This window comes from Mycobacterium sp. 3519A (assembly GCF_900240945.1).
In the GTDB taxonomy this organism is placed as follows: Bacteria; Actinomycetota; Actinomycetes; order Mycobacteriales; family Mycobacteriaceae; genus Mycobacterium.
In genome coordinates this window covers 938,941-957,666 of record NZ_OESG01000013.1, presented here as the reverse complement: position 1 = coordinate 957,666, position 18,726 = coordinate 938,941, and the positions used below count along the sequence as shown (strand labels likewise).

Genomic DNA, 18,726 nt, shown 5'->3' with positions numbered 1-18,726 from the left:
GATGAGCCGATGAGCATGCCGGCCGCGCTGGCCGAAGTCGTATCGGATTTCCAGGACGTGCAGGGACAGGACAAGCTCGCCCTGCTGCTGGAGTTCGCGAACGAATTGCCCCCGCTGCCAGCCGATCTCGAAGAGGCGGCGATGGAGCCGGTGCCGGAGTGCCAGTCGCCGCTGTTCCTTCACGTCGACGCGGCCGACCGTGACAAGGTGCGGCTGTATTTCAGCGCTCCCGCGGAGGCGCCGACGACGCGCGGGTTCGCCGCGATCCTTGCGACGGGCCTCGACAAGCAGTCGGTCGACGACATCCTGGCCGTGCCCGACGACTTCTACTCCGATCTCGGGCTGGCCGCGCTGATCAGTCCGCTGCGGCTGCGGGGCATGTCGGCGATGCTGGCGCGGATCAAGCGCAGGCTGCGCGAGAACTGATCAGAAGAACGGCAGCTTGTACTTGCCGCTGTACTGCAGCGCGTCCTTGTTGCGCTCGCCGATCACCTTGGCGGGCACCCCGCCGACGATCGCGAACGGCGGCACCTCCTTGTTGACCACCGAGTGGGCGGCCACCACGGCGCCACGGCCGATCAGGCTCGGCAGGATCATCGCCCGGCTGCCGATCCACACGTGATCGTCGATGACGATGGGGTCGGGCGGGTTGGGCGCAGGGACGAAGTTGGGGTGGTTGATGTCGTGGCCGCCGGCGATGATCTGCGTGTCGCTGGCGATGACGACGTCGTCACCGATCGCAATGCCCGCCCTGGCGTCCAGCAGGCAGCGGAATCCGATCGACACGCGATCGCCGATCACGATGTAGGGAATGAACCAGACACCGGTGCCCCGGCAAATCGCCGTGCCCTTGCCGATCTTCGCGCCGAACAGGCGCAGATAGCCCAGCCGGATGAAGTGGAACGGGATGTAGGTGACGACCGTGTTGTAGAAGTACGCCACGTAGACATCGCGGATCCGGTGGAACAGGGTCTCGCCCGCGAGCTTGTAATTGACGATGCGGCCATCGGGCTCGGTGACCCACTCCATCTTCGGTGGGATGCGCACATTGGGGTTTACTTCGCGCTTGCGGGCGATCACTTCAGGGTCGGACGCTTGCGGTTCAACGAACAAGAGTGCTCCCTCAATAGCCTCAGCTAACTCTCCGATCAGCAGCCACCTTAACTCTGGCGGCGGTCAACCTTCCAAACACGCCGTGAATTTGCTCGCACCGCGCCGCACCCGCGGATGGGCCGGGCGGTCAGGCCGCTTAAACTGCGAGACGCTACATTCTTAAAGACGTTTCTTAGAGAACCTGCCATCAGGAGGCGAAGTGCCTAGTCACGCCAGCTCGAAGATCTCCAAGGTGCTTGTCGCCAATCGTGGGGAGATCGCGGTCCGGGTGATCCGGGCAGCCAAGGACGCCGGGCTGGCCAGCGTGGCCGTGTACGCCGAACCTGATGCCGACGCCCCGCACGTACGGCTGGCCGACGAGGCGTTCGCGCTCGGCGGCCAGACGTCGGCGGAGTCTTATCTCGTTTTCGAGAAGCTGCTCGACGCCGCCGAGAAGTCCGGCGCCAACGCGATCCACCCTGGCTACGGATTCCTCTCTGAGAACGCCGATTTCGCGCAGGCGGTGATCGACGCCGGGCTGATCTGGATCGGCCCGAGCCCGCAGTCGATCCGCGACCTCGGCGACAAGGTGACTGCAAGGCACATCGCTGCGCGCGCCCAGGCGCCACTGGTGCCGGGCACCCCGGACCCGGTGAAGGACGCCGACGAGGTGGTCGCCTTCGCCGAGGAGTACGGCGTGCCGGTCGCGATCAAGGCGGCGTTCGGTGGCGGCGGCCGCGGCATGAAGGTGGCCCGCACCATCGAAGAGATTCCTGAGCTGTTCGAGTCGGCCACGCGTGAAGCGGTGGCCGCATTCGGCCGCGGCGAGTGCTTCGTCGAGCGCTACCTGGACAAGCCGCGGCACGTCGAGGCGCAGGTGATCGCCGACCAGCACGGCAACGTCGTGGTCGCGGGCACCCGCGACTGCTCGCTGCAGCGCCGCTTCCAGAAACTAGTGGAGGAGGCGCCGGCGCCGTTCCTGACCGACGCGCAGCGCAAGGAGATCCACGAGTCGGCCAAGCGCATCTGCAAGGAGGCCGGCTACTACGGCGCGGGCACCGTCGAGTACCTGGTCGGCCAGGACGGGCTGATCTCGTTCCTCGAAGTCAACACCCGACTGCAGGTGGAGCACCCGGTCACCGAGGAGACCGCGGGCATCGACCTGGTGCTGCAGCAGTTCAAGATCGCCAACGGCGAGACCCTCGACATCACCGAGGACCCGGTTCCGCGTGGGCACGCGATCGAGTTCCGGATCAACGGCGAGGACGCGGGCCGCGGCTTCCTGCCCGCCCCCGGTCCGGTGACCAAGTTCGAGCCGCCGAGCGGCCCCGGCGTGCGGTTGGACTCCGGCGTGGAGACCGGTTCGGTGATCGGCGGACAGTTCGACTCGATGCTGGCCAAGCTGATCGTCTACGGCGCCACCCGCGAGGAGGCACTGGCCCGGTCCCGCCGCGCGCTTGCCGAATTCAACGTCGAGGGTCTGGCCACCGTCATCCCGTTCCACCGGGCGATCGTCTCGGACCCAGCGTTCATCGGCGACGGTGACGGCTTCTCGGTGCACACCCGGTGGATCGAGACGGAGTGGGACAACACCGTCGAACCGTTCACCGGCGGCGACCCGATCGAGGAAGAGGACACCATTCCGCGGCAGACCGTCGTGGTGGAGGTCGGCGGCCGCCGACTCGAGGTGTCGCTGCCCGGCGACCTCGCGATCGGCGGCGGCGGCGCGCCCGCGGGTGGCGGCAACGTCGTTCGCAAGAAGCCCAAGCCGCGCAAGCGTGGCGCACAGGCAGGCGCCGCGGCGTCGGGTGATGCGGTGACCGCGCCGATGCAGGGCACCGTCGTCAAAGTGGCCGTCGAAGAAGGCCAGCAGGTGTCCGCGGGCGACCTCGTGGTCGTGCTCGAGGCGATGAAGATGGAGAATCCGGTCACCGCCCACAAGGACGGCACGATCACCGGCCTCGCCGTCGAGGCGGGCGCCGCGATCACCCAGGGCACGGTGCTCGCCGAAATCAAGTGATCAGTCGGGCGTGACCAGGCTGCGCTCGGACAACTTGGTACCGAAGTAGCGCGCGTCGGGGTCGACGACGACCGTCTTGTCGTCGCCCCGCCGGGCCAGCGAGTCACGGGCCATCTGCTCGAACGAAATCTTCTGCGGCCCACCGATGTTCACCACCGCGTTGAGCGGCGCGGCGACCGCCGCGCGCGCGACATCCCTTGCGACGTCGGCGGCGGCGATCGGTTGGATCAGCGCATCGGGGACGCGCACCTCGTCGCCTGCGGTCATCGAATCGGTGATGGCGTCGGTGAATTCGGCGAACTGCGTGACCCGCACGATGGTATACGGCAGCCCGGATTCGGTGATGATCTTCTCCTGCACCACTTTTGCCCGCATGTAACCGCTGTCCGGCAAATCGTCGACGCCGACGATCGACAGCGCGACGTAATGGCCGACGTCCGCGCGTGCCGCCACCACGACGAGGTTGGTGGTGGACTTCGTGAAGAATTCCATCACCGGATCGTCTTCGAACGACGGCGAATTGACGACGTCGACGAGCGCATCGGCGCCACTGAGCGCGTCGGCGAGGCCGTCGCCGGTGAGCACGTCGACACCCGATTGACGCGACGCGGCCACGACATCGTGGCCGTCGGCGGTCAACAGTTCAACCACCTTCGCGCCGATGAGCCCGCTTGCGCCGATAACCGTGATCTTCATGCCTACCATCAGACGCGTGGAGCCCGTCGAAATCAATGCCGGTGCTTGGTATCTGCGTGCGGTGCGGGCCGACGACCGCATCGACGACCGGCCCGCGCTGGCGGAACTGGGCGAAACCGACGCGGGCTACGTCGCGCGGCGCGCAGCCCAATGGGAATCGGATGCGACGTACTCGTGGGCGGTGTGCGAGCCGACGACCGGCGAACTGCTCGCCGAGGTGACGCTGGATCCCGCCACCGGGAACATCGGCCTGCGCGCACGGCCAGGCCACGCCGAGGCCGCGCAGGCAGCGGGCGATGCGGTGCGCCGCTTCGCCGACAGCCTCTAACGCACGTCGATGTCCTGCCCCGACGCCAGATCAGCGCAGTCCACCGCGGTCACGTCGGGCCGCCCGGCCAGGAACGGCCGGGCGCCTTCGTCGCCGTGCAGTTGGGAAACCAGCGCCTGCCAGTGCCTGCGCGCGATGACGACGGGATGCCCCGGCCGGTCGCCGTAGCGGGCCCTGGCCAGCCCCGCGACCGACGACCGCGCCGCGTCGAGCACCCGCCGCACGGTGTCGGCGCCCACGTCGGGGGTGTCGACCGCGTGCAACACCACGTAGTCGGCGTCGACGGCGTCGATGCCCGCCCGCACCGATGCGCTGAGCCCCAGCTCCCAGTCGTCCGCGACCACCGCCCTGGCCGGGGCCGGGACGTCGACGACCGCGGCACCCAGCACCACGACCACGTCGTCGCATCCGCCTTCCGCCAGCGCGGCGACGCATGACCGAAGCCACCGGCCGTCGTCGGCAAGCACTTTCGGCTTGCCGTAGCGCGTGCCTGCGCCGGCGGCCAGCAGCACGCCCGCGACGCTGTTGGGCATGTGGCCATTGTGAAGCACGGGCATGCCCGGATTTGAGATTTGCGATTTGACCTGGGGTTTTGAGAAACCTGACCGTTCAATTGCGATGCGAGAGCGAACGGGCGTAAGGTCAAACCAGGTTGAGTTCACAGCCCACTGGAAGCGTCAGACGACGCACAGGGTCGAAAAACCCGCCTTGTAGCGAGGCTTTGAGGACGCAGGGCCTAATTATTTGACGTGAACCACAGTACGAATCACGCATTCCGACTGATGGAGTCACTCACAATGTCTACCCCCGAAACGGGTCCGGCTACGCCGGGCTCTCTCATCGAACCCACCGATTGCCACACCGCGCACTTCGCCACGAGGTGGCTGCAACCGACGATGGCCGTCATCGCAGCGCACGGCGAACTCGACGCGGCCAACGCGCAGCAGTTCGTCGACTACGCCCTGCGGCATGCCGCCCATCTCGACCGCCTCGTGCTGGACCTTTCCGGCGTGGACTTCTTCGGTACCGCAGGCTTTTCGGCCTTGCACACCCTGAACGTCCGTTGCGCCGCGGAGAAAGTCGACTGGGCCATGGCGCCCAGTCCCGCCGTCGTGCGACTGATGCGGATCTGCGATCCCGACTCGACGTTGCCGATCTGCGACAGCGTCGATGCGGCGCTCGCCGCCGTACAGGGTGAACCCCGCCGGCTACTGCAGCTGGTCCCGAAGTCGCGCTAGCGATTTCGCCAACAAGCGGGACACATGCATCTGCGAGATGCCCACTCGCTCGGCGATCTGCGTCTGTGTCAACGACTCGAAGAACCGCAGCAACAACACGGTCCGCTCGCGCTCAGGTAGGGCAGCGAGCAAGGGCCGCAACGCTTCTCGGTTCTCGATCTGATCGAGACCCAGATCCACGTCGCCGAGCGTGTCGGCAATCGCAGGTGCATCCTCGTTGCCGCCGCTGCCGCCGCTGTCGATCGACAACGTGTTGTAGGAGCTGCCTGCGACCAGACCCTCGATCACCTCGTCGCGGTCCATGTCCAACTCGGCGGCCAGTTCGGTAGCGGTCGGCGCCCGGCCGAGTCGCTGAGACAGTTCGGCGGTCGCTGCGCCCAGCCGCAGATGAAGTTCCTTGAGCCTGCGCGGCACCTTGACCGACCAGCTGTTGTCGCGGAAGTGCCTGCGAACCTCACCCATGATGGTCGGCACGGCGAAGGACACGAAGTCCGAACCGGCGTGCACGTCGAACCGGATCACCGCGTTGACCAGTCCGACGCGGGCCACCTGGACGAGGTCGTCGCGTGGCTCGCCGCGCCCGTCGAACCGACGGGCGATGTGGTCGGCAAGCGGAAGGCACCGCTCGACGATCCGGTCGCGCTGGCGTTGGAACTGCGCAGAGGCCTCCGGCAGTCCTTCGAGTTCGCGGAACATGTCGGCAACGTCCGCGTATTCAGAGTTCGAACGCGAAGGCGAACCCTGGGCCGACGACGGGCTCACTGCAGCGAACTCGCTCGCCTCGTCGTCATCGAGATTCCGACCACCTGTTGGTCCGCGGGGCCCTGCCCGTCCTGGAACGTCGACACCTCGTCGGTCAGCGAACTCAGTACGTGCCAGCTGAAGCTGCCTGGCGCGAGGATGTCAGGGCTCTTGCATGTGGTCGATGCATTGATGACGACCGCATCGTCCCTCGGCTCGACCACCAGCAGCAGTGTCGAGCCGCCAACGGCGGATCGAATCAGCCGGGTACATGCCTCGTCGACCGCCAGTCGCAGGTCGGCGACGGCGTCGAAATCGAGGTCCTCGAAGGTGCCGACGGCGGCCACCAAGGTGCGCAGCACCGCCAGATTCTCCAGCTTTGCGGCGACCCGGAGCTCGACGGATCGGTCGCTTCGCTGCCGTGGAATGTCTGTGCTCGCGTCGGCCATCTGACCTCCCGGGAATTTTTTCGCGACACTACCCCAGGCCGCATCTGAGCTAGCCATCAACGCTCCGACGGCAGATTAGTGAGTACGTGTGACGGCACTGGTGGCGGGGTAATACCCCGTCATGCAGGACTTCTGGCGGCACCCCGCACTGGCGCTGACGACGTTGATGACGCAGTGACGCCGATGTCGAGATATCCCGCGCAGCGCCCATCGCTTTCCTTTTCACCATGGTGGAGATTCAGTACCCATTCGTTGTTGCTCACCAAACATGAAACTTCGTCGTAGCTCCGTCAGCGGTCCTGGGATACGTCGGGTGCGCCGCGGGAAAGGCTTCTCGTACCAGGATCACGACGGCGCACCGGTCACCGACCAGGCCACCCTGGAACGCATCCAGGCACTGGTGATCCCGCCCGCGTGGAAGAACGTGTGGATCTGCCCGCACCCGAACGGCCACATCCAGGCGGTCGGCACCGACGCGGCGGGTCGCCGCCAGTATCTCTACCACCAGCAGTGGCATGAGGAACGCAACGAGGAGAAGTTCGACCGGGTGCTGGAGATGTCGGCAGCACTTCCCGAGATGCGACGGCAGATCACCGCCGACCTGCGGGCCCGCGGCCTGGAACGGGACCGGGTGCTCGCGCTGGCCCTGCTGCTGCTCGACCTGGGCTACTTCCGGGCAGGCGGTGAGCAGTACGCCGAGGAGAACAACTCGTACGGAATCGCCACCCTGCTCTGCGAGCATGTTGCCCTGCAGAAGCACGCCGTCGAATTCGACTACCCGGCCAAGAGCGGGGTGCGTCGGACGCTGCTGATCGAGGACGACGAGGTGGCCCGCTCAGCGCGCGCGCTGCTGCGCGGCCGCCGCGAGTCCGATCGATTCCTGGTGTGCCGCAACGGTTCCGGCTGGGTGGACCTGCACGCCGACGACCTCAACGCGCGGTTCAAGGAACTGGTCGGCGAGGATTACACGGTCAAGGATCTGCGAACCTGGCACGGCACGGTCCTCGGCGCCGCCGCGTTCGTCGACGCGGACCCGCCCGCCAACAAGACGGTGATCAAACGCGTCGAATCCGCGGTGATGAAGGAGGTCGCCGAGGAACTCGGCAATACCCCCGCAGTGGCCCGGTCGTCGTATGTGGACCCACGGGTGGTGCAAGGCTACGAGGCCGGCCTGACCATCGCCGCGGGCGTGCGGCGGGCCAACCGCAGTAAGAAACCCGCTGAACGGCAGGCGATTCTGGAAAGCAGCACCGCGCGACTCATTCGCAAGGTGGCGAAAGGCTAGAAACCCGTCGGCGTTCCGTTGCCCAGGTAGGTCAGCCCGCCCACCGCGGCCGCGTCGAGAAGGTTGCGGGTGTCCACCACCACCGCGCCCGGCGCCTGTTCGGCGATCAGTGGCCAGTCCAGGTCGCGGAACTCGGGCCATTCGGTGAGCACCACGATCGCGTCGGCGTCCTTGGCGGCCAGATACGGGTCGTCGACCGCGGTGATCGCCGACCGGCGCACCGGTGCGGGCTCGATGGCCGCCAGCCGCGGGTCGTATCCGGTGATCTGCGCGCCGGCACCTGCCAGTTCGGCGCAGATGGTCAACGCGGGCGAGTCCCGCACGTCGCTGGTGCCCGCCTTGAACGTCAGCCCGAGCGCGGTGATCCGGGCCCGGTGCAGTGGAACCGACAAGCAGCGGTTCAACGCGGCGGCGATCCGGCCAGGTTGCGCGGCGTTGGTGCACCGCGCCGACTCCACCTCCGGCAGCGCGACGCCGTGGGTCCGTCCAGTGTGCAGCAGCGCGGCGGTGTCCTTGGGCAGACACGAGCCACCCCAGCCGGGGCCGGGTTGCAGGAAATGCTGGCCGATGCGCACATCGGCGCCCATGCACCGGGTGACATCCGCGACGTTCGCGCCGACCTGTGCGCACAGCCGGGCAAGCGAATTGGCGTAGGAGATCTTCACGGCCAGGAACGCATTGCTGGCGTACTTGGCCAATTCCGCGCTTTCCGGCGTCATCCGCAGCATCGCGGCCCCGGCGCCGAACACCACGCCGAGCATGTCGGCGGCACGCTGGTCGTCGGTGCCGATCACGATGCGCTCCGGATGGCGAAAGTCGTAGACCGCATGGCCTTCACGCAGGAACTCGGGCACCGAGGCCGCGCGAATGTCGGCGGGCAGCTTCTGATCGATCCGCCGCGTGGTGCCGACGGGAACCGTCGACTTCAGCGCCAGGACGGCACCGCGGCGCAACACCGACCCGAGTCGCTCGACCACGCCATCGACGGCGCGCAGATCCGCCGATCCGTCCGAACCGCTCGGGGTGGGAACACAGACGAACACGACATCGCGGTCCGCGAGATCAGTGTCGTCGCAACTGAATCTCAGTGTCCCGTGCTCGAGTCCCTGTCGCAGCAGCAGCGGTAGGCCGGGTTCGTCGATGTGCGCAACGCCGCGGCGCAATTGCTCCACGCGGTCGGCGTCGACGTCGACGCACACGGTGTCGTGTTCGCGCTCGGCCAGGCACACCGCTGTGGTCAGACCGACGTAGCCGGCGCCGATGACTCCGATCCGAAGCCGACTCACGCGCATTCCCTCAGCAGACTCCTGGTCGCATCCAGCACTCGCGACACGGTGATCAGCAGCAGTCCTTGGTGCGGTCGGTCGGCGTGCGGGTCTCCCCGGTCACCGGCCCACACCGCGATGTGCGGACCGGAACCCCTTGGCCCCCAACGGCTCGGCGGGGTCGGGCCGAAGATCAGCACCGACGGTGTGCCGGTCGCGGTGGCGACGTGACCGACGCCGGTGTCACCGCATATCAGCAGCCGGCAGTCGGCGATCAACGCGACCAGTTCGAGCAGCCCGACAGTGCCTGCCAGAACGGCCGTTCGAGGGAGGCCGGCACCGGCGGCCACGGTATGGGCGAGATCGACTTCGTTGGCGTCCCCGGTGATCAGCACCTCGTGACCCATGTCCCGCAGCACCGCGGCCACCTGTGCGAACCGCTCGGCCGGCCACCGCCGCGCCGGGTACGCGGCGCCGGGGTGGATCACCACCACACCGGACCGGTCACGATAGCCGGGTGGCCGTGGAATCGCGAGATCCTTTGAGTGACATTCGATTCCGGCCCATTCCAGCAGACCGCACCAGCGGTCCACCTCGTGGACCTCGGTGCGCCACGGGGGGCCGGGCAGGTCGGGGTAGGCGGGGTGCCGATGGGTGAGCAGGGCCCGTGGCCGCACCGCGACGAGGTCCGCGATGCTCTCCGGCCCGCTGCCGTGCAGGTTCACCGCCAGTGCGGGCAGTACGGGCTGCGGGCGCAACCGGCCAAGCCCAGGGGTGGGTTGGACGTCGTCGACCGCACCGGAGGCCAGCGCCAAGTGGCGGAACCGTTCGGGTGCCGCCAGTACGATACGCGCGTCGGGATACGCGCGGCGCAGGCCGCGCAGCGCGGGCACCGCCGTCAACAGGTCACCGAGTCCGAGCGCGCGCAGCACCAGAACGGTGTCCTGTGACCGGTTTACGGCCACGACGACTCCGTCGACGCGCACACCACCATCTCGCGAACCTCGCAACCGGTGGGTTGAGACAACGCGAACACCACGGTCTCGGCGACATTCTCGGGCTTGTTCAGCTTCGCATCGGGCGGCGGCTTGTACTGTTCGTCACGGTCATCGAAGAATGCCGTGTGCATGCCGCCGGGAATCAGCATCGTCACCCCGACCTCGCCCGCCAGTTCGGCGGCCAGCGCACGGGATAGTCCGACGACGCCGAATTTCGATGCGCAGTAGGCGGTTGCGTCGCTCACCGCGTTGATCCCCAGCGTCGACGCGCACGTGACGATGGTGCCTCCGGTGGCCTTCAGATACGGAAGCGCCGAGCGAATCACCGCCGCGGTGCCGAGCAGATTGACGTGGACGACGCGCTCCCAGTCTTTGGCAGGCACGTCGGCGAGCTTGCCGCAGCAGTCGATGCCTGCCGCGGTGAAGACTCCGTGCACCTGCCCGTCGACGCGGTCGGCCAGCGTACGCACGGCCGCATCAACGGCGTCGGTGTCCGCGAGATCCGCCTGCGCGTAGGCCACATCGGCGGGCGGAACCTTCCGGTCGATCACCAGCGGGGTGCCGCCGTGTGCGATGACAGCTTGCACGGTGGCCGCACCGAGGCCGGACGATCCGCCGGTGATGATCACATTGCCTGGTTTCAAGCCCAATTCCATTACGAGTCCCCTCATTTGTCACGACCGCGCGGCGGCGATCAGCTTTGACGACGAATAGCCGGATACGGTCGGTAACAGCACGACTTCGCCGCCGTGACGGCGGACCACCTCGGCCTCCGGCAGGTCGGCCTCGGCGTAATCGCCACCCTTGACCCAGACGTCGGGCCGCAGTTGTTCCAATACCCGTTCGGGTGAGTGTTCGTCGAACACGATGACGGCATCGACACACGCCAGCGCGGACAGCACCCGTGCCCGGTCTTCGGCCCGCATCACCGGTCGCCGCGGGCCTTTCAGCGCCCGCACCGACGCGTCGGAGTTGAGCAGCACCACCAACGCGTCACCGAGGTGTCGCGCGTCGCGCAGCAGTCGGACGTGGCCGGTGTGCAGCAGATCGAAGCAGCCGCCGGTCGCGACCAATGTCCCGCCGCGGCTGCGCAACCTGTCGCGGACGGTGGCGGCGTCACCGGTGATGGCGTCGAATTCGCCGACGGCCGAGTGGCTTGCGCCGACAGACGCCGAACTCGACACGCCTGCAGCGCCGCCTGCAGCGACGAATCGGCTGGCCGCGTCGACCGCCGCGGCGGCCGCCCCCTCGATGTCCTGGCCTGCGGCAAGCGCGAGGGTGGCGGCGACCGCGAACCGGTCCCCGGCGCCGCAGGTGTCGCTGCCCGCGGACGCGGGAACGGCAGGTGTCGGGATGAACGTGTTGGTCTGTGCGGTGGCGAGTACCGCGCCGCGGGATCCGAGCGTCACGCTGACGGCCTTGGCATGCCACCGCTTGCGCAGTGCATCACCGCTGTCCTCGCGGGCTTCGGCCTCGTTTGGCGTGACCAGCCAGCACCCCTGCACCGGCGCGGCACCGCGCGGATGTGGATCCCAGACGACGGGCACACGCTTCGCCGCGGCGGTCAGCGCGTCCCTGATGCCTGGATGCGAGGCGACACCCCGGCCGTAGTCGGCCACGCAGATCGCTTTCGCATTCTGCAGCGCCTCGGCGGCGCGCCTGGGTATCGAGTCACCACCGGCTGTCCCGTCGCCGTGATCCAGTCGAAGCATCGAATGGCCGGCCACCCGAATCCTGGTCTTGCAGACGGTGTTACCGGACAGCGGCAGCCGGACGACGGTGACACGGGCGGAGGTGAGCAGGCGGTCCAGCGCCTGCCCGTCGGGGTCGTCCGCCAGAGCGGTCACCAGGACCACGTCGCATTCCAGCCGGGCGGCCAGCACCGCCGCCAGGCCGGCCCCGCCGGGCCGGTGCCAGACCCGCTTCGTGTCGACGACGGCCACCGGCGCCTCGGGGCTGAGCCGGGTTGCGCTTCCTTCGATGTCGACGTCGAGCATCGAATCACCGACGATCACAATCGGTTTACTCATGACCGGCTCCCAACAGCACATCGTCGACCGCGATGCAGAGAGCGTGGACCAGCAGCAGGTGGATCTCCTGCACCGTCGCGGTGGTGGAGGCTTCGACGCAGACGGCGTCGTCGCACATGGCCGCCAGCGGGTTGGGCGCCGGCCCGGACAACGCCCACGCGGTGAGTCCGGTTTCGTGTGCCGCCTTGACGGCACACAGCACGTTGGGGCTGGTGCCACTGGTCGACAAGGCCACCAGGATGTCGCCGGGCCTGCCGTGCGCCCGCACTCCTCGGGCATACATGTCGTCAGTGCCGTAGTCGTTGGCGATCGCTGTCAGCGCCGAGGTGTCGGCGTGTAACGAGATGGCGGACAACGGCATCCGCTCATCGCGGAACCGACCGACCAGTTCTGCGGTCAGATGCTGAGCCTCAGCGGCGCTGCCGCCGTTGCCGCAGGCGAGCAGTCGGCCGCCGCCGATCAGCACGTCCGCCAGTCGACTGCCCCACGCCTGCAGGCGTGGTGCCTCCGCGCTGATCTGCCCGACCGCGTTCGCCAAGGCGGAGATATGGGTTTCAATCACGATGTGTCTCCCATCGGTCGACCGCTGCCACCAGTTCGGCGTCGGTGATCTGGTCCAGACACGGATGTCCGTACACCGGGCAGTCGCGGGCGCGGGTTTCTCGGCACGGGGCAGCCTGATCGCCGAGACGGATGACGTTGCGGCCGTATGGACTCCACTGCGAGGCGGGTACGACGGGCGCGAACAGCGACACCACACCTACGCCGACCGCGGCGGCCAGATGCGCGGGTCCGGTATTGGGCGCCACCACGACGCGCGCCGCCGCATACACCGCCCCGAGGGTGGCCAGCGTGGTTCGGCCGCCGAGGTCGACAGCGTCGCTACCCGCCACCGCCGCGGTGAGTGGCTTTTCGGCTACGTCGCCGGTGACGACGACGCGGTGCCCCGCGGCGGTCAGCGCGGCGACCATCTGCGCGCTGCGCGCGGTCGTCGGCCTGCGGGCCGGCACCGCCGCCCCGGGATGGAACACGACAAAGGATGCGTCACCGATGGTTTCGGCGATGTCGTCGGGCAGTTCAGGGAGTTCGCGCACGGCCAGCCCACCGTCGTCTCCCCACGGCAGCTCGCAACCGGCCTCGCGGACGAGGGACAGGGCCCGCTCCGGTTCGGGTAGTCCCCCCTGCACGTGGTGGCGCAGGTCGAGCAATGTGCCTGGATAGTCCTCGCTGATCGCCCCGATCCACGGCACGTCGGCCATCCGGCAGATCAGCGCGAGCGGCAGCGGCGACTGGTGAAACGACGTGAAGATGTACACCCGACCCGGCGCCACGTCGCGAAGCAGCTTGACCAACGAATCCACGTGTGCGGCAGTCAGTTCCTGCGCGTCGAAATCGACCCATGGTGCCTGCCATTCGATGATGTCGTCGACCCCGGGCAGCAATTCGGCGGCGGCACGGCCGCGCGGACCAGCCAGAAATGTCACCCCGTCGTGCGCTGCTGCGACGGCGCGCACCGCTGGTCCGGTGATCAGCACGTCGCCTGCGCTGTCCAGTCTGGCCACCACTGCGCGGTTCATCGGCAGTCCTTCAGCACCAGCGACACCGCGTCGCTCAACGTTTCGGCGACGCGGGCGCGGGCCCTTGCGTCGAGCACCTCGCGGCGTCGGGTCCGTCGCGTCGGCACGAGCACCACGTCGGCGTTCGCCGACAGCGCCGCCTCGACGTCGCCGCCGGTGTCGCCGATCATCACGCAGCGCGCGGGGTCAACGCCGAGCGCGTCGGCGGCCGCCCGCACCATGCCCGGCGCGGGCTTGCGGCATCGGCAATCGTCCCCTTCGTCATGTACGCAGATGTGCCAGGAGTCGAACGGCCCAAGCACCGCATCGACTTTCGCGTTGACGGCCTCGAGTTGGTCGGCGGTGATCAACCCCTTCGCGACGCCTGACTGGTTGGTCACCACCGCCAGCATCAGCCCGCGGTCGCGTAACCGGCCCAACGCATCGAGTGCGCCGCGCACCGGTCGGACCCCGTCGGGATCGTTGAGATAGGGGCTGTCCTCGATGATCGTGTCATCGCGATCCAGCAGCACCGCCAGCGGCGGGTCGCGGCGCGCCGCCCGGAAAGTCCATTCCCCGTGGATGCGATGCGCCACCGCGACCACCGGAATCAGGATGCTGGTCAATCCGATTCGGCCGGCCTCGATGGGCGTATGCGGACCAGCCCAGAATCGGCGCGCCGCGAACTCGGCTGTCAGTGCGCACCACAGTTCCGCCGCGCGTCGCGCCAGGCGCCTGCGACCGGACAGCGATGCGATCAGCGCGGTGGCGGCCGACAGGCAGGTCAATGCGTGGGCAGGCATCCGCCCGCGGCCCTCACCGACGGCGGTCCGCCAGGCCCTGCCGTGTTTGCGGCGCATCAGCGCGTTGTCCCGGTTGCCGATCTGCGCGCGGACGCTGCTGAACAGCGTCGCATTGGCCACCGGATGCGTGCATCGCCGGGAGCCGTTCACAATGTTGTTGCCCGACATGGCGATTCGTAGCGCAAGGTCCGAGTCTTCGCGATACGCGCGCGGAAACCGCTCGTCGAATCCGCCGGCGGCCACCAACGCCGAACGCCGATACGCCATATCGGCGGTGATCCACTTGGCGTCCGACAGCCGCTGGGTGCGACGCTCGTCGTCGGTGGCCCTGCGGCCCGCCACTCGCGGCACCTCGATGACCGCCTGTGAGCCCGAGGCGCCTGCTTCTTCGGCCGCGTCGAGGTCGTCGGCCAGCGCGCTGAACCAATTGGCCTGCGGGAGCACGTCGTCGTCGAGGAAGCTGATCCACTGGCAGCGGGTGGCACGCCATCCGACGTTGCGGGCGGCGGCGGGACCGCGGCCACCGCTGCGCAATACCCGCACCGGCAGCTTCGACGCAACTCGCAACGGTATCGTCGTGTCGGCTCGGTCGTCGACGACGATCACCTCTGCAGGCCGTGGCCCCGCAGAGCCGTCGAGTTCTGCCAACAGGCGGTGCAGCGAGTCCCGCCCGATGGTCGGTATCACGATGGCGTAGTCCGTCATCGGGGCCGCCTCACCACAAACGGGCCGATCGCCAACACGTCGATCGGTGCGCTGCCGAAGCACTCCAATGCGTCGCGGGGGCTGTCGACCATCGGTCGGCCCGAGGTGTTGAAGCTGGTGTTGACAACCACCGGAACGCCGGTCCGTTCGGCGAACCTGTTGAGGGTGTCGTACAGCAGCGCGTCGGTGCGGTCGACGGTCTGCACCCGCGCGGTGCCGTCGACGTGGGTGACGGCAGGGATCTTCGGCCGCCACTCTTCGGCGACGTCGTGCACGAACAGCATGTACGGGCTGGGAATCGGTCCGCCCGAGAAGATTTCGCGGGCGCGCTCAGCCAACACCATCGGGGCGACCGGACGGAACTGCTCGCGGCCTTTGACAGTGTTGAGTCGCTCCAGGTTTGCGCTGTTGCGTGGGTCTGCGAGCAGGGAGCGGCCGCCGAGGGCACGCGGCCCGAACTCCGCGCGGCCCTGAAACCAGCCCACCAGCAGATCGTCGGCGAGCGCGTCACCGACCGCGGCCGCGTAGTCGACGGGACGCTCGTAGGGCACCGCGGCCTCACGCAGAGCCGACTCGACCTCGTCGTCGGAGAATCCGCGGCCCAGTTGGGCGGTCGGCATGGGAATGATCGGTTCGCCTGCCTCACCCGCGAGGGCGAGCGCGGCACCCAGCGCGGTGCCGGAGTCCCCCGCGGCGGGTTGCACCCAGACGTTCCTGAATCCGCCGTGTTTCCACAGCTTCGAGTTGGCCACGCAGTTGAGCGCCACTCCCCCTGCCAGACACAGGCTTTCGTATTCGGTGTGGTCGCGCAGCCAGCGGACCAGGTCGAGAAGAACCTCCTCGAGCACTTTCTGCACGCTGCAGGCCAGGTCGAAATTGTGTTCCCCACGCGGGCCGAACTCGGTCCAGTCCACCGGTTCGGTGCGGAAACCGCCGTCACCGGTGGTGTAGACCAGTTCACGGAACCGGTCGGCGAAGGATGGCGTCCCGTAGGACGCCATCGCCATCACCTTGTACTCGTCGCTGGAGCGCTTGAAGCCCAGATGCTCGGTGAGGTCTTCGTAGAGCAGGCCGAGGGAATGCGGCAGCGCCTGGGTGGCCAGCACGTCGATCTTGCTGTCGGCGAAACTGCCCGCCAACATCGAGGCCCGCTCGCCGCGGCCGTCGACCACCAGGACCGCACAGTCGGGGTGCGGTGACGCCAGCGCACTGGACGCGGCGTGTGCCACGTGATGGCGGACGTGCCGCACGATCGCGGGATCCAGTCCTGGGAACGCGGCCTGCAGAAACCGCGGCGCCCGCTCGGCGTACATGGTGCGCAGGTACTCCCAGTCCTGGTCGAAACCGCCTGCCGTCACATCGACTTCGGCCATCAGCCGTGGGTCGTATGAGTAGCCCACCGCATCGAGGTCTGACGGTCGCAGGCCTGCCTCGGCGAGGCACCACTGCGCCGCCTGGATCGGCAGTTCCCACGTGGAGAACGGCACCGCCTGCTTACCGTGCTTGCGCCGCGAGAATCGCTCCTCCTCCGCCGCCGCGACGATCCGACCGTCCACGACGAGCGCCGCAGCAGGATCGTGGAAGACCGCGTTGATTCCGAGTATGCGCACGAGGGGTCTCCTAACTTCCCTGCAGGGCAGCCGATGTCGAGAGATCCGCGTCGCGCTGATTTCGGAACCACTGCACGGTGGCGTCGAGTCCGGTCCGGTAGTCCACCAGCGGTCGCCAGTCCAGGTGTGCACGCGCGACTGTGATGTCCGGACAGCGGCGCTGCGGGTCGTCCTCGACCGCGGGCACGAAATGAATCGGGGACCGGCTGCCCGCGAGGTCGCGGATGAGTTCGGCGATGTGCAGCACCGACAGTTCGGCGGGGTTTCCGACGTTGACCGGTCCCGCATAGTCGGAGCGGGCGAGCGCGATCAGTGCGTCGACCGTGTCGTCGACATAGCACAGCGAGCGGGTCTGCTGGCCGGTGCCGGTCACCGTGATCGGCTCTCCTGCCAGCGCCTGGTTGCAGAACGTCGGGACCATGCGGCCGTCATCGGAGCGCATGCCCGGCCCGTAGGTGTTGAAGATGCGCGCCACGCCCACGTCGGCCGAGCGCACTCGCCGATAGGCGAACGTCAAGGCTTCGGCGAACCGTTTCGCCTCGTCGTACACGCTTCGCGGTCCGATGGGATTGACGTTGCCCCAGTATGTTTCGTGCTGCGGGTGCTGCAACGGGTCGCCGTAGACCTCACTGGTGGACGCCAACACCATGCGGGCGCCGCAGCGTTCCGCGATGTCGAGCACGTTGGCGGTGCCCAGCGCGCCCGTGCGCATTGTCTGCACCGGCAGACGCAGGTAATCCGCCGGTGACGCCGGTGAGGCCAGGTGCAGCACCGTGTCGACATCGACGTGCACCCGTAGCGGGTGACTGATGTCGTGCCGGATGAGGTGGTAGCCGGGCCTGCCGAGAAGCGCATTGGCCGCTGTCGGAGCGCTCGTCGACATGTCGTCGACGCAGAACACCTCCGCGCCGTCGTCGAGCAGGCGTGCGCACAGGTGTGCGCCGATGAAACCGCCGCCGCCGGTCACCATCACGCGGTTGAGTTCATGCATAGGTGTTTGTCCTTCGCTGCCGTGGGTAGGCGGCACCGTTATGGATGCCATGGCACGCACGTCGTTCGTCATCGCCAGCCGCGACCGTGCTGATGAGCTGGTCACCACGGTGGCCAGGTTGCTCGACAGCACGTGTTGCCCAATCATCTTCGTGGACAACGATTCCCGCGATGACTCCGTGGCAATCATGAACCGTTTCGCGGCGAAGGCCGCGGGTCGTCTGCGGGTCATCGAGCTGACGGAGAACATGGGGGCAGTGGGCCGCAACGTGGGGGTGGCCGCGTCGCAAACCCCGTATGTCGCGTTCTGCGACGACGACTCGTGGTGGACGCCTGAGTCCCCGGCGATCGGCGCCGCGTTGTTCGACCGGCACCCGTCGTTGGGCCTGGTTGCCGCGCGGACGATCGTGTGGCCGCAGCACCGGGAGGACCCGTTCTGTGCGCAGCTGGCAGCGAGTCCGCTCGGTCAGCGTTCCGATCTGCCGGGGCCGTCGGTCCTCGGGTTCATGAGCTGTGCCTCGATGGTGCGTAAGCACGCGTTCGAGGCGGCAGGGGGTTTCAGCGAGATCCTGCACTTCCGCGGCGAAGAGGAACTGCTCGCTGTCGACATGGCCGCGCTGGGCTGGGATCTGTGCTACTGCCCGGATCTCGTCGCCATCCACCAGCCGTCCGCTGTGCGTAAAAGCGCAGCGGCGCAGGACGCTCGAACACTGCGTAACGCGGTGCTGACCACGTGGATGCGGCGTCCAATGCCCCACTGCCTCAAAGCCGCCGGCGCGCTGTTCGCCGGCGCGCTGAAAGATCGTGAACATGCGCGCGCCGCCGTCGAGGCTGTTCGGCGGCTGCCCGATGTCGTCAACGAGCGCAGGCCGCTGCCCGCCAGCGTGGAACATGCGCTGGCAGTGCTGGAGTCGCAGTGA

At 68.0% G+C, this 18,726-nt stretch carries 20 protein-coding genes; 6 read left to right on the top strand and 14 right to left on the bottom strand.

Features of this window, described 5'->3' with window-relative positions; genetic code table 11:
* Window positions 1-9: 9 nt before the first annotated feature.
* Window positions 10-426, top strand: coding sequence for a SufE family protein (locus C1A30_RS12485; RefSeq protein ID WP_101948622.1), 417 nt, complete (start codon window positions 10-12; stop codon window positions 424-426).
* Here C1A30_RS12485 and C1A30_RS12480 read toward each other — a convergent pair whose 3' ends face one another.
* Window positions 427-1,113 carry a DapH/DapD/GlmU-related protein gene (locus C1A30_RS12480; RefSeq protein ID WP_101948621.1) on the bottom strand — a complete coding sequence of 229 codons (687 nt, stop codon included), beginning with the start codon at window positions 1,111-1,113 and terminating at the stop codon, window positions 427-429. It abuts the gene before it with no gap.
* A 199-nt stretch (window positions 1,114-1,312) separates the two neighbouring features.
* On the opposite strand from C1A30_RS12480, the gene C1A30_RS12475 reads away from it, so the two are divergent.
* Window positions 1,313-3,112 carry an acetyl/propionyl/methylcrotonyl-CoA carboxylase subunit alpha gene (locus C1A30_RS12475; protein ID WP_101948620.1) on the top strand — a complete coding sequence of 600 codons (1,800 nt, stop codon included), beginning with the start codon at window positions 1,313-1,315 and terminating at the stop codon, window positions 3,110-3,112.
* On the opposite strand, the gene C1A30_RS12470 is transcribed toward C1A30_RS12475, so the two are convergent.
* Window positions 3,113-3,808 (bottom strand): SDR family oxidoreductase, encoded by a 696-nt coding sequence (locus C1A30_RS12470; RefSeq protein ID WP_101948619.1) that lies wholly within the window; start codon window positions 3,806-3,808, stop codon window positions 3,113-3,115.
* Window positions 3,809-3,824: 16 nt separating this feature from the next.
* On the opposite strand from C1A30_RS12470, the gene C1A30_RS12465 reads away from it, so the two are divergent.
* Entirely contained in the window at window positions 3,825-4,136 is a 312-nt protein-coding gene (locus C1A30_RS12465) for a hypothetical protein (RefSeq protein ID WP_101948618.1), read from the top strand.
* Here the strand turns inward: C1A30_RS12465 and C1A30_RS12460 are convergent.
* Window positions 4,133-4,669 carry an NTP transferase domain-containing protein gene (locus tag C1A30_RS12460; protein ID WP_101950153.1) on the bottom strand — a complete coding sequence of 179 codons (537 nt, stop codon included), beginning with the start codon at window positions 4,667-4,669 and terminating at the stop codon, window positions 4,133-4,135. The two genes, C1A30_RS12465 and C1A30_RS12460, sit on opposite strands and share 4 nt — an antisense overlap.
* 264 nt (window positions 4,670-4,933) lie before the next feature.
* Here C1A30_RS12460 and C1A30_RS12455 point away from each other — a divergent pair, with 264 nt between their 5' ends.
* Entirely contained in the window at window positions 4,934-5,374 is a 441-nt protein-coding gene (locus tag C1A30_RS12455; protein ID WP_101950152.1) for an STAS domain-containing protein, read from the top strand.
* Here the strand turns inward: C1A30_RS12455 and C1A30_RS12450 are convergent.
* Entirely contained in the window at window positions 5,345-6,070 is a 726-nt protein-coding gene (locus C1A30_RS12450) for an RNA polymerase sigma factor SigF (protein WP_369974124.1), read from the bottom strand. The genes C1A30_RS12455 and C1A30_RS12450 overlap by 30 nt on opposite strands.
* Before the next feature lie 62 nt (window positions 6,071-6,132).
* The gene (locus C1A30_RS12445) at window positions 6,133-6,564 is read right to left on the bottom strand and encodes an ATP-binding protein (protein ID WP_101948616.1); all 432 of its coding nucleotides are present in this window, start codon (window positions 6,562-6,564) and stop codon (window positions 6,133-6,135) included.
* 268 nt (window positions 6,565-6,832) lie between these two features.
* Here C1A30_RS12445 and C1A30_RS12440 point away from each other — a divergent pair, with 268 nt between their 5' ends.
* The gene (locus C1A30_RS12440; protein ID WP_101948615.1) at window positions 6,833-7,849 is read left to right on the top strand and encodes a DNA topoisomerase IB; all 1,017 of its coding nucleotides are present in this window, start codon (window positions 6,833-6,835) and stop codon (window positions 7,847-7,849) included.
* On the opposite strand, the gene C1A30_RS12435 is transcribed toward C1A30_RS12440, so the two are convergent.
* Genes C1A30_RS12435 through C1A30_RS12395 form a run of 9 tightly spaced genes read right to left on the bottom strand, consistent with a single transcriptional unit; the run spans window position 7,846 to window position 17,807 of the window.
* Window positions 7,846-9,141 (bottom strand): UDP-glucose/GDP-mannose dehydrogenase family protein, encoded by a 1,296-nt coding sequence (locus C1A30_RS12435; RefSeq protein ID WP_101948614.1) that lies wholly within the window; start codon window positions 9,139-9,141, stop codon window positions 7,846-7,848. The genes C1A30_RS12440 and C1A30_RS12435 overlap by 4 nt on opposite strands.
* On the bottom strand, window positions 9,132-10,100 hold the full coding sequence (locus tag C1A30_RS12430) for a glycosyltransferase family 9 protein (protein WP_101948613.1): 969 nt from the start codon (window positions 10,098-10,100) through the stop codon (window positions 9,132-9,134). Before C1A30_RS12430 ends, C1A30_RS12435 begins: the two co-directional genes overlap by 10 nt.
* Window positions 10,070-10,768 (bottom strand): SDR family oxidoreductase, encoded by a 699-nt coding sequence (locus tag C1A30_RS12425; protein ID WP_101948612.1) that lies wholly within the window; start codon window positions 10,766-10,768, stop codon window positions 10,070-10,072. Before C1A30_RS12425 ends, C1A30_RS12430 begins: the two co-directional genes overlap by 31 nt.
* 18 nt (window positions 10,769-10,786) lie before the next feature.
* Entirely contained in the window at window positions 10,787-12,142 is a 1,356-nt protein-coding gene (rfaE2, locus tag C1A30_RS12420) for a D-glycero-beta-D-manno-heptose 1-phosphate adenylyltransferase (RefSeq protein WP_101948611.1), read from the bottom strand.
* Complete coding sequence (locus C1A30_RS12415) at window positions 12,135-12,704, bottom strand: SIS domain-containing protein (protein ID WP_101948610.1); 570 nt, start codon at window positions 12,702-12,704, stop codon at window positions 12,135-12,137. The genes rfaE2 and C1A30_RS12415 overlap by 8 nt, the downstream gene beginning before the upstream one ends.
* Window positions 12,697-13,719: a glycosyltransferase family 9 protein gene (locus tag C1A30_RS12410; protein WP_101948609.1), complete on the bottom strand. Its 1,023-nt coding sequence runs from the start codon at window positions 13,717-13,719 to the stop codon at window positions 12,697-12,699. Before C1A30_RS12410 ends, C1A30_RS12415 begins: the two co-directional genes overlap by 8 nt.
* Window positions 13,716-15,206: an HAD-IIIA family hydrolase gene (locus C1A30_RS12405; protein WP_101948608.1), complete on the bottom strand. Its 1,491-nt coding sequence runs from the start codon at window positions 15,204-15,206 to the stop codon at window positions 13,716-13,718. Before C1A30_RS12405 ends, C1A30_RS12410 begins: the two co-directional genes overlap by 4 nt.
* Entirely contained in the window at window positions 15,203-16,816 is a 1,614-nt protein-coding gene (locus C1A30_RS12400; protein WP_101948607.1) for a carbamoyltransferase C-terminal domain-containing protein, read from the bottom strand. The genes C1A30_RS12405 and C1A30_RS12400 overlap by 4 nt, the downstream gene beginning before the upstream one ends.
* A 10-nt stretch (window positions 16,817-16,826) precedes the next feature.
* A complete protein-coding gene (locus C1A30_RS12395; RefSeq protein ID WP_200828245.1) occupies window positions 16,827-17,807 on the bottom strand; it encodes an NAD-dependent epimerase/dehydratase family protein in 981 nt (326 codons plus the stop codon).
* A gap of 49 nt (window positions 17,808-17,856) precedes the next feature.
* Between C1A30_RS12395 and C1A30_RS12390 the strand changes: the two genes are divergently transcribed.
* On the top strand, window positions 17,857-18,726 hold the full coding sequence (locus tag C1A30_RS12390) for a glycosyltransferase family 2 protein (RefSeq protein ID WP_235009842.1): 870 nt from the start codon (window positions 17,857-17,859) through the stop codon (window positions 18,724-18,726).

Excerpts from the sequence above, each read along its gene's own strand:
- C1A30_RS12435 (WP_101948614.1), bottom strand. The coding sequence starts at position 9,141 with ATGCGCGTGAGTCGGCTTCGGATCGGAGTCATCGGCGCCGGCTACGTC.
- C1A30_RS12395 (WP_200828245.1), bottom strand. The coding sequence starts at position 17,807 with ATGCATGAACTCAACCGCGTGATGGTGACCGGCGGCGGCGGTTTCATC.
- C1A30_RS12425 (WP_101948612.1), bottom strand. The coding sequence starts at position 10,768 with ATGGAATTGGGCTTGAAACCAGGCAATGTGATCATCACCGGCGGATCG.
- C1A30_RS12410 (WP_101948609.1), bottom strand. The coding sequence starts at position 13,719 with ATGAACCGCGCAGTGGTGGCCAGACTGGACAGCGCAGGCGACGTGCTG.
- C1A30_RS12445 (WP_101948616.1), bottom strand. The coding sequence starts at position 6,564 with ATGGCCGACGCGAGCACAGACATTCCACGGCAGCGAAGCGACCGATCC.
- C1A30_RS12450 (WP_369974124.1), bottom strand. The coding sequence starts at position 6,070 with ATGTTCCGCGAACTCGAAGGACTGCCGGAGGCCTCTGCGCAGTTCCAA.
- C1A30_RS12485 (WP_101948622.1), top strand. The coding sequence starts at position 10 with ATGAGCATGCCGGCCGCGCTGGCCGAAGTCGTATCGGATTTCCAGGAC.
- C1A30_RS12405 (WP_101948608.1), bottom strand. The coding sequence starts at position 15,206 with ATGACGGACTACGCCATCGTGATACCGACCATCGGGCGGGACTCGCTG.
- C1A30_RS12440 (WP_101948615.1), top strand. The coding sequence starts at position 6,833 with ATGAAACTTCGTCGTAGCTCCGTCAGCGGTCCTGGGATACGTCGGGTG.
- C1A30_RS12455 (WP_101950152.1), top strand. The coding sequence starts at position 4,934 with ATGTCTACCCCCGAAACGGGTCCGGCTACGCCGGGCTCTCTCATCGAA.
- C1A30_RS12470 (WP_101948619.1), bottom strand. The coding sequence starts at position 3,808 with ATGAAGATCACGGTTATCGGCGCAAGCGGGCTCATCGGCGCGAAGGTG.
- C1A30_RS12390 (WP_235009842.1), top strand. The coding sequence starts at position 17,857 with ATGGCACGCACGTCGTTCGTCATCGCCAGCCGCGACCGTGCTGATGAG.
- rfaE2 (WP_101948611.1), bottom strand. The coding sequence starts at position 12,142 with ATGAGTAAACCGATTGTGATCGTCGGTGATTCGATGCTCGACGTCGAC.
- C1A30_RS12460 (WP_101950153.1), bottom strand. The coding sequence starts at position 4,669 with ATGCCCAACAGCGTCGCGGGCGTGCTGCTGGCCGCCGGCGCAGGCACG.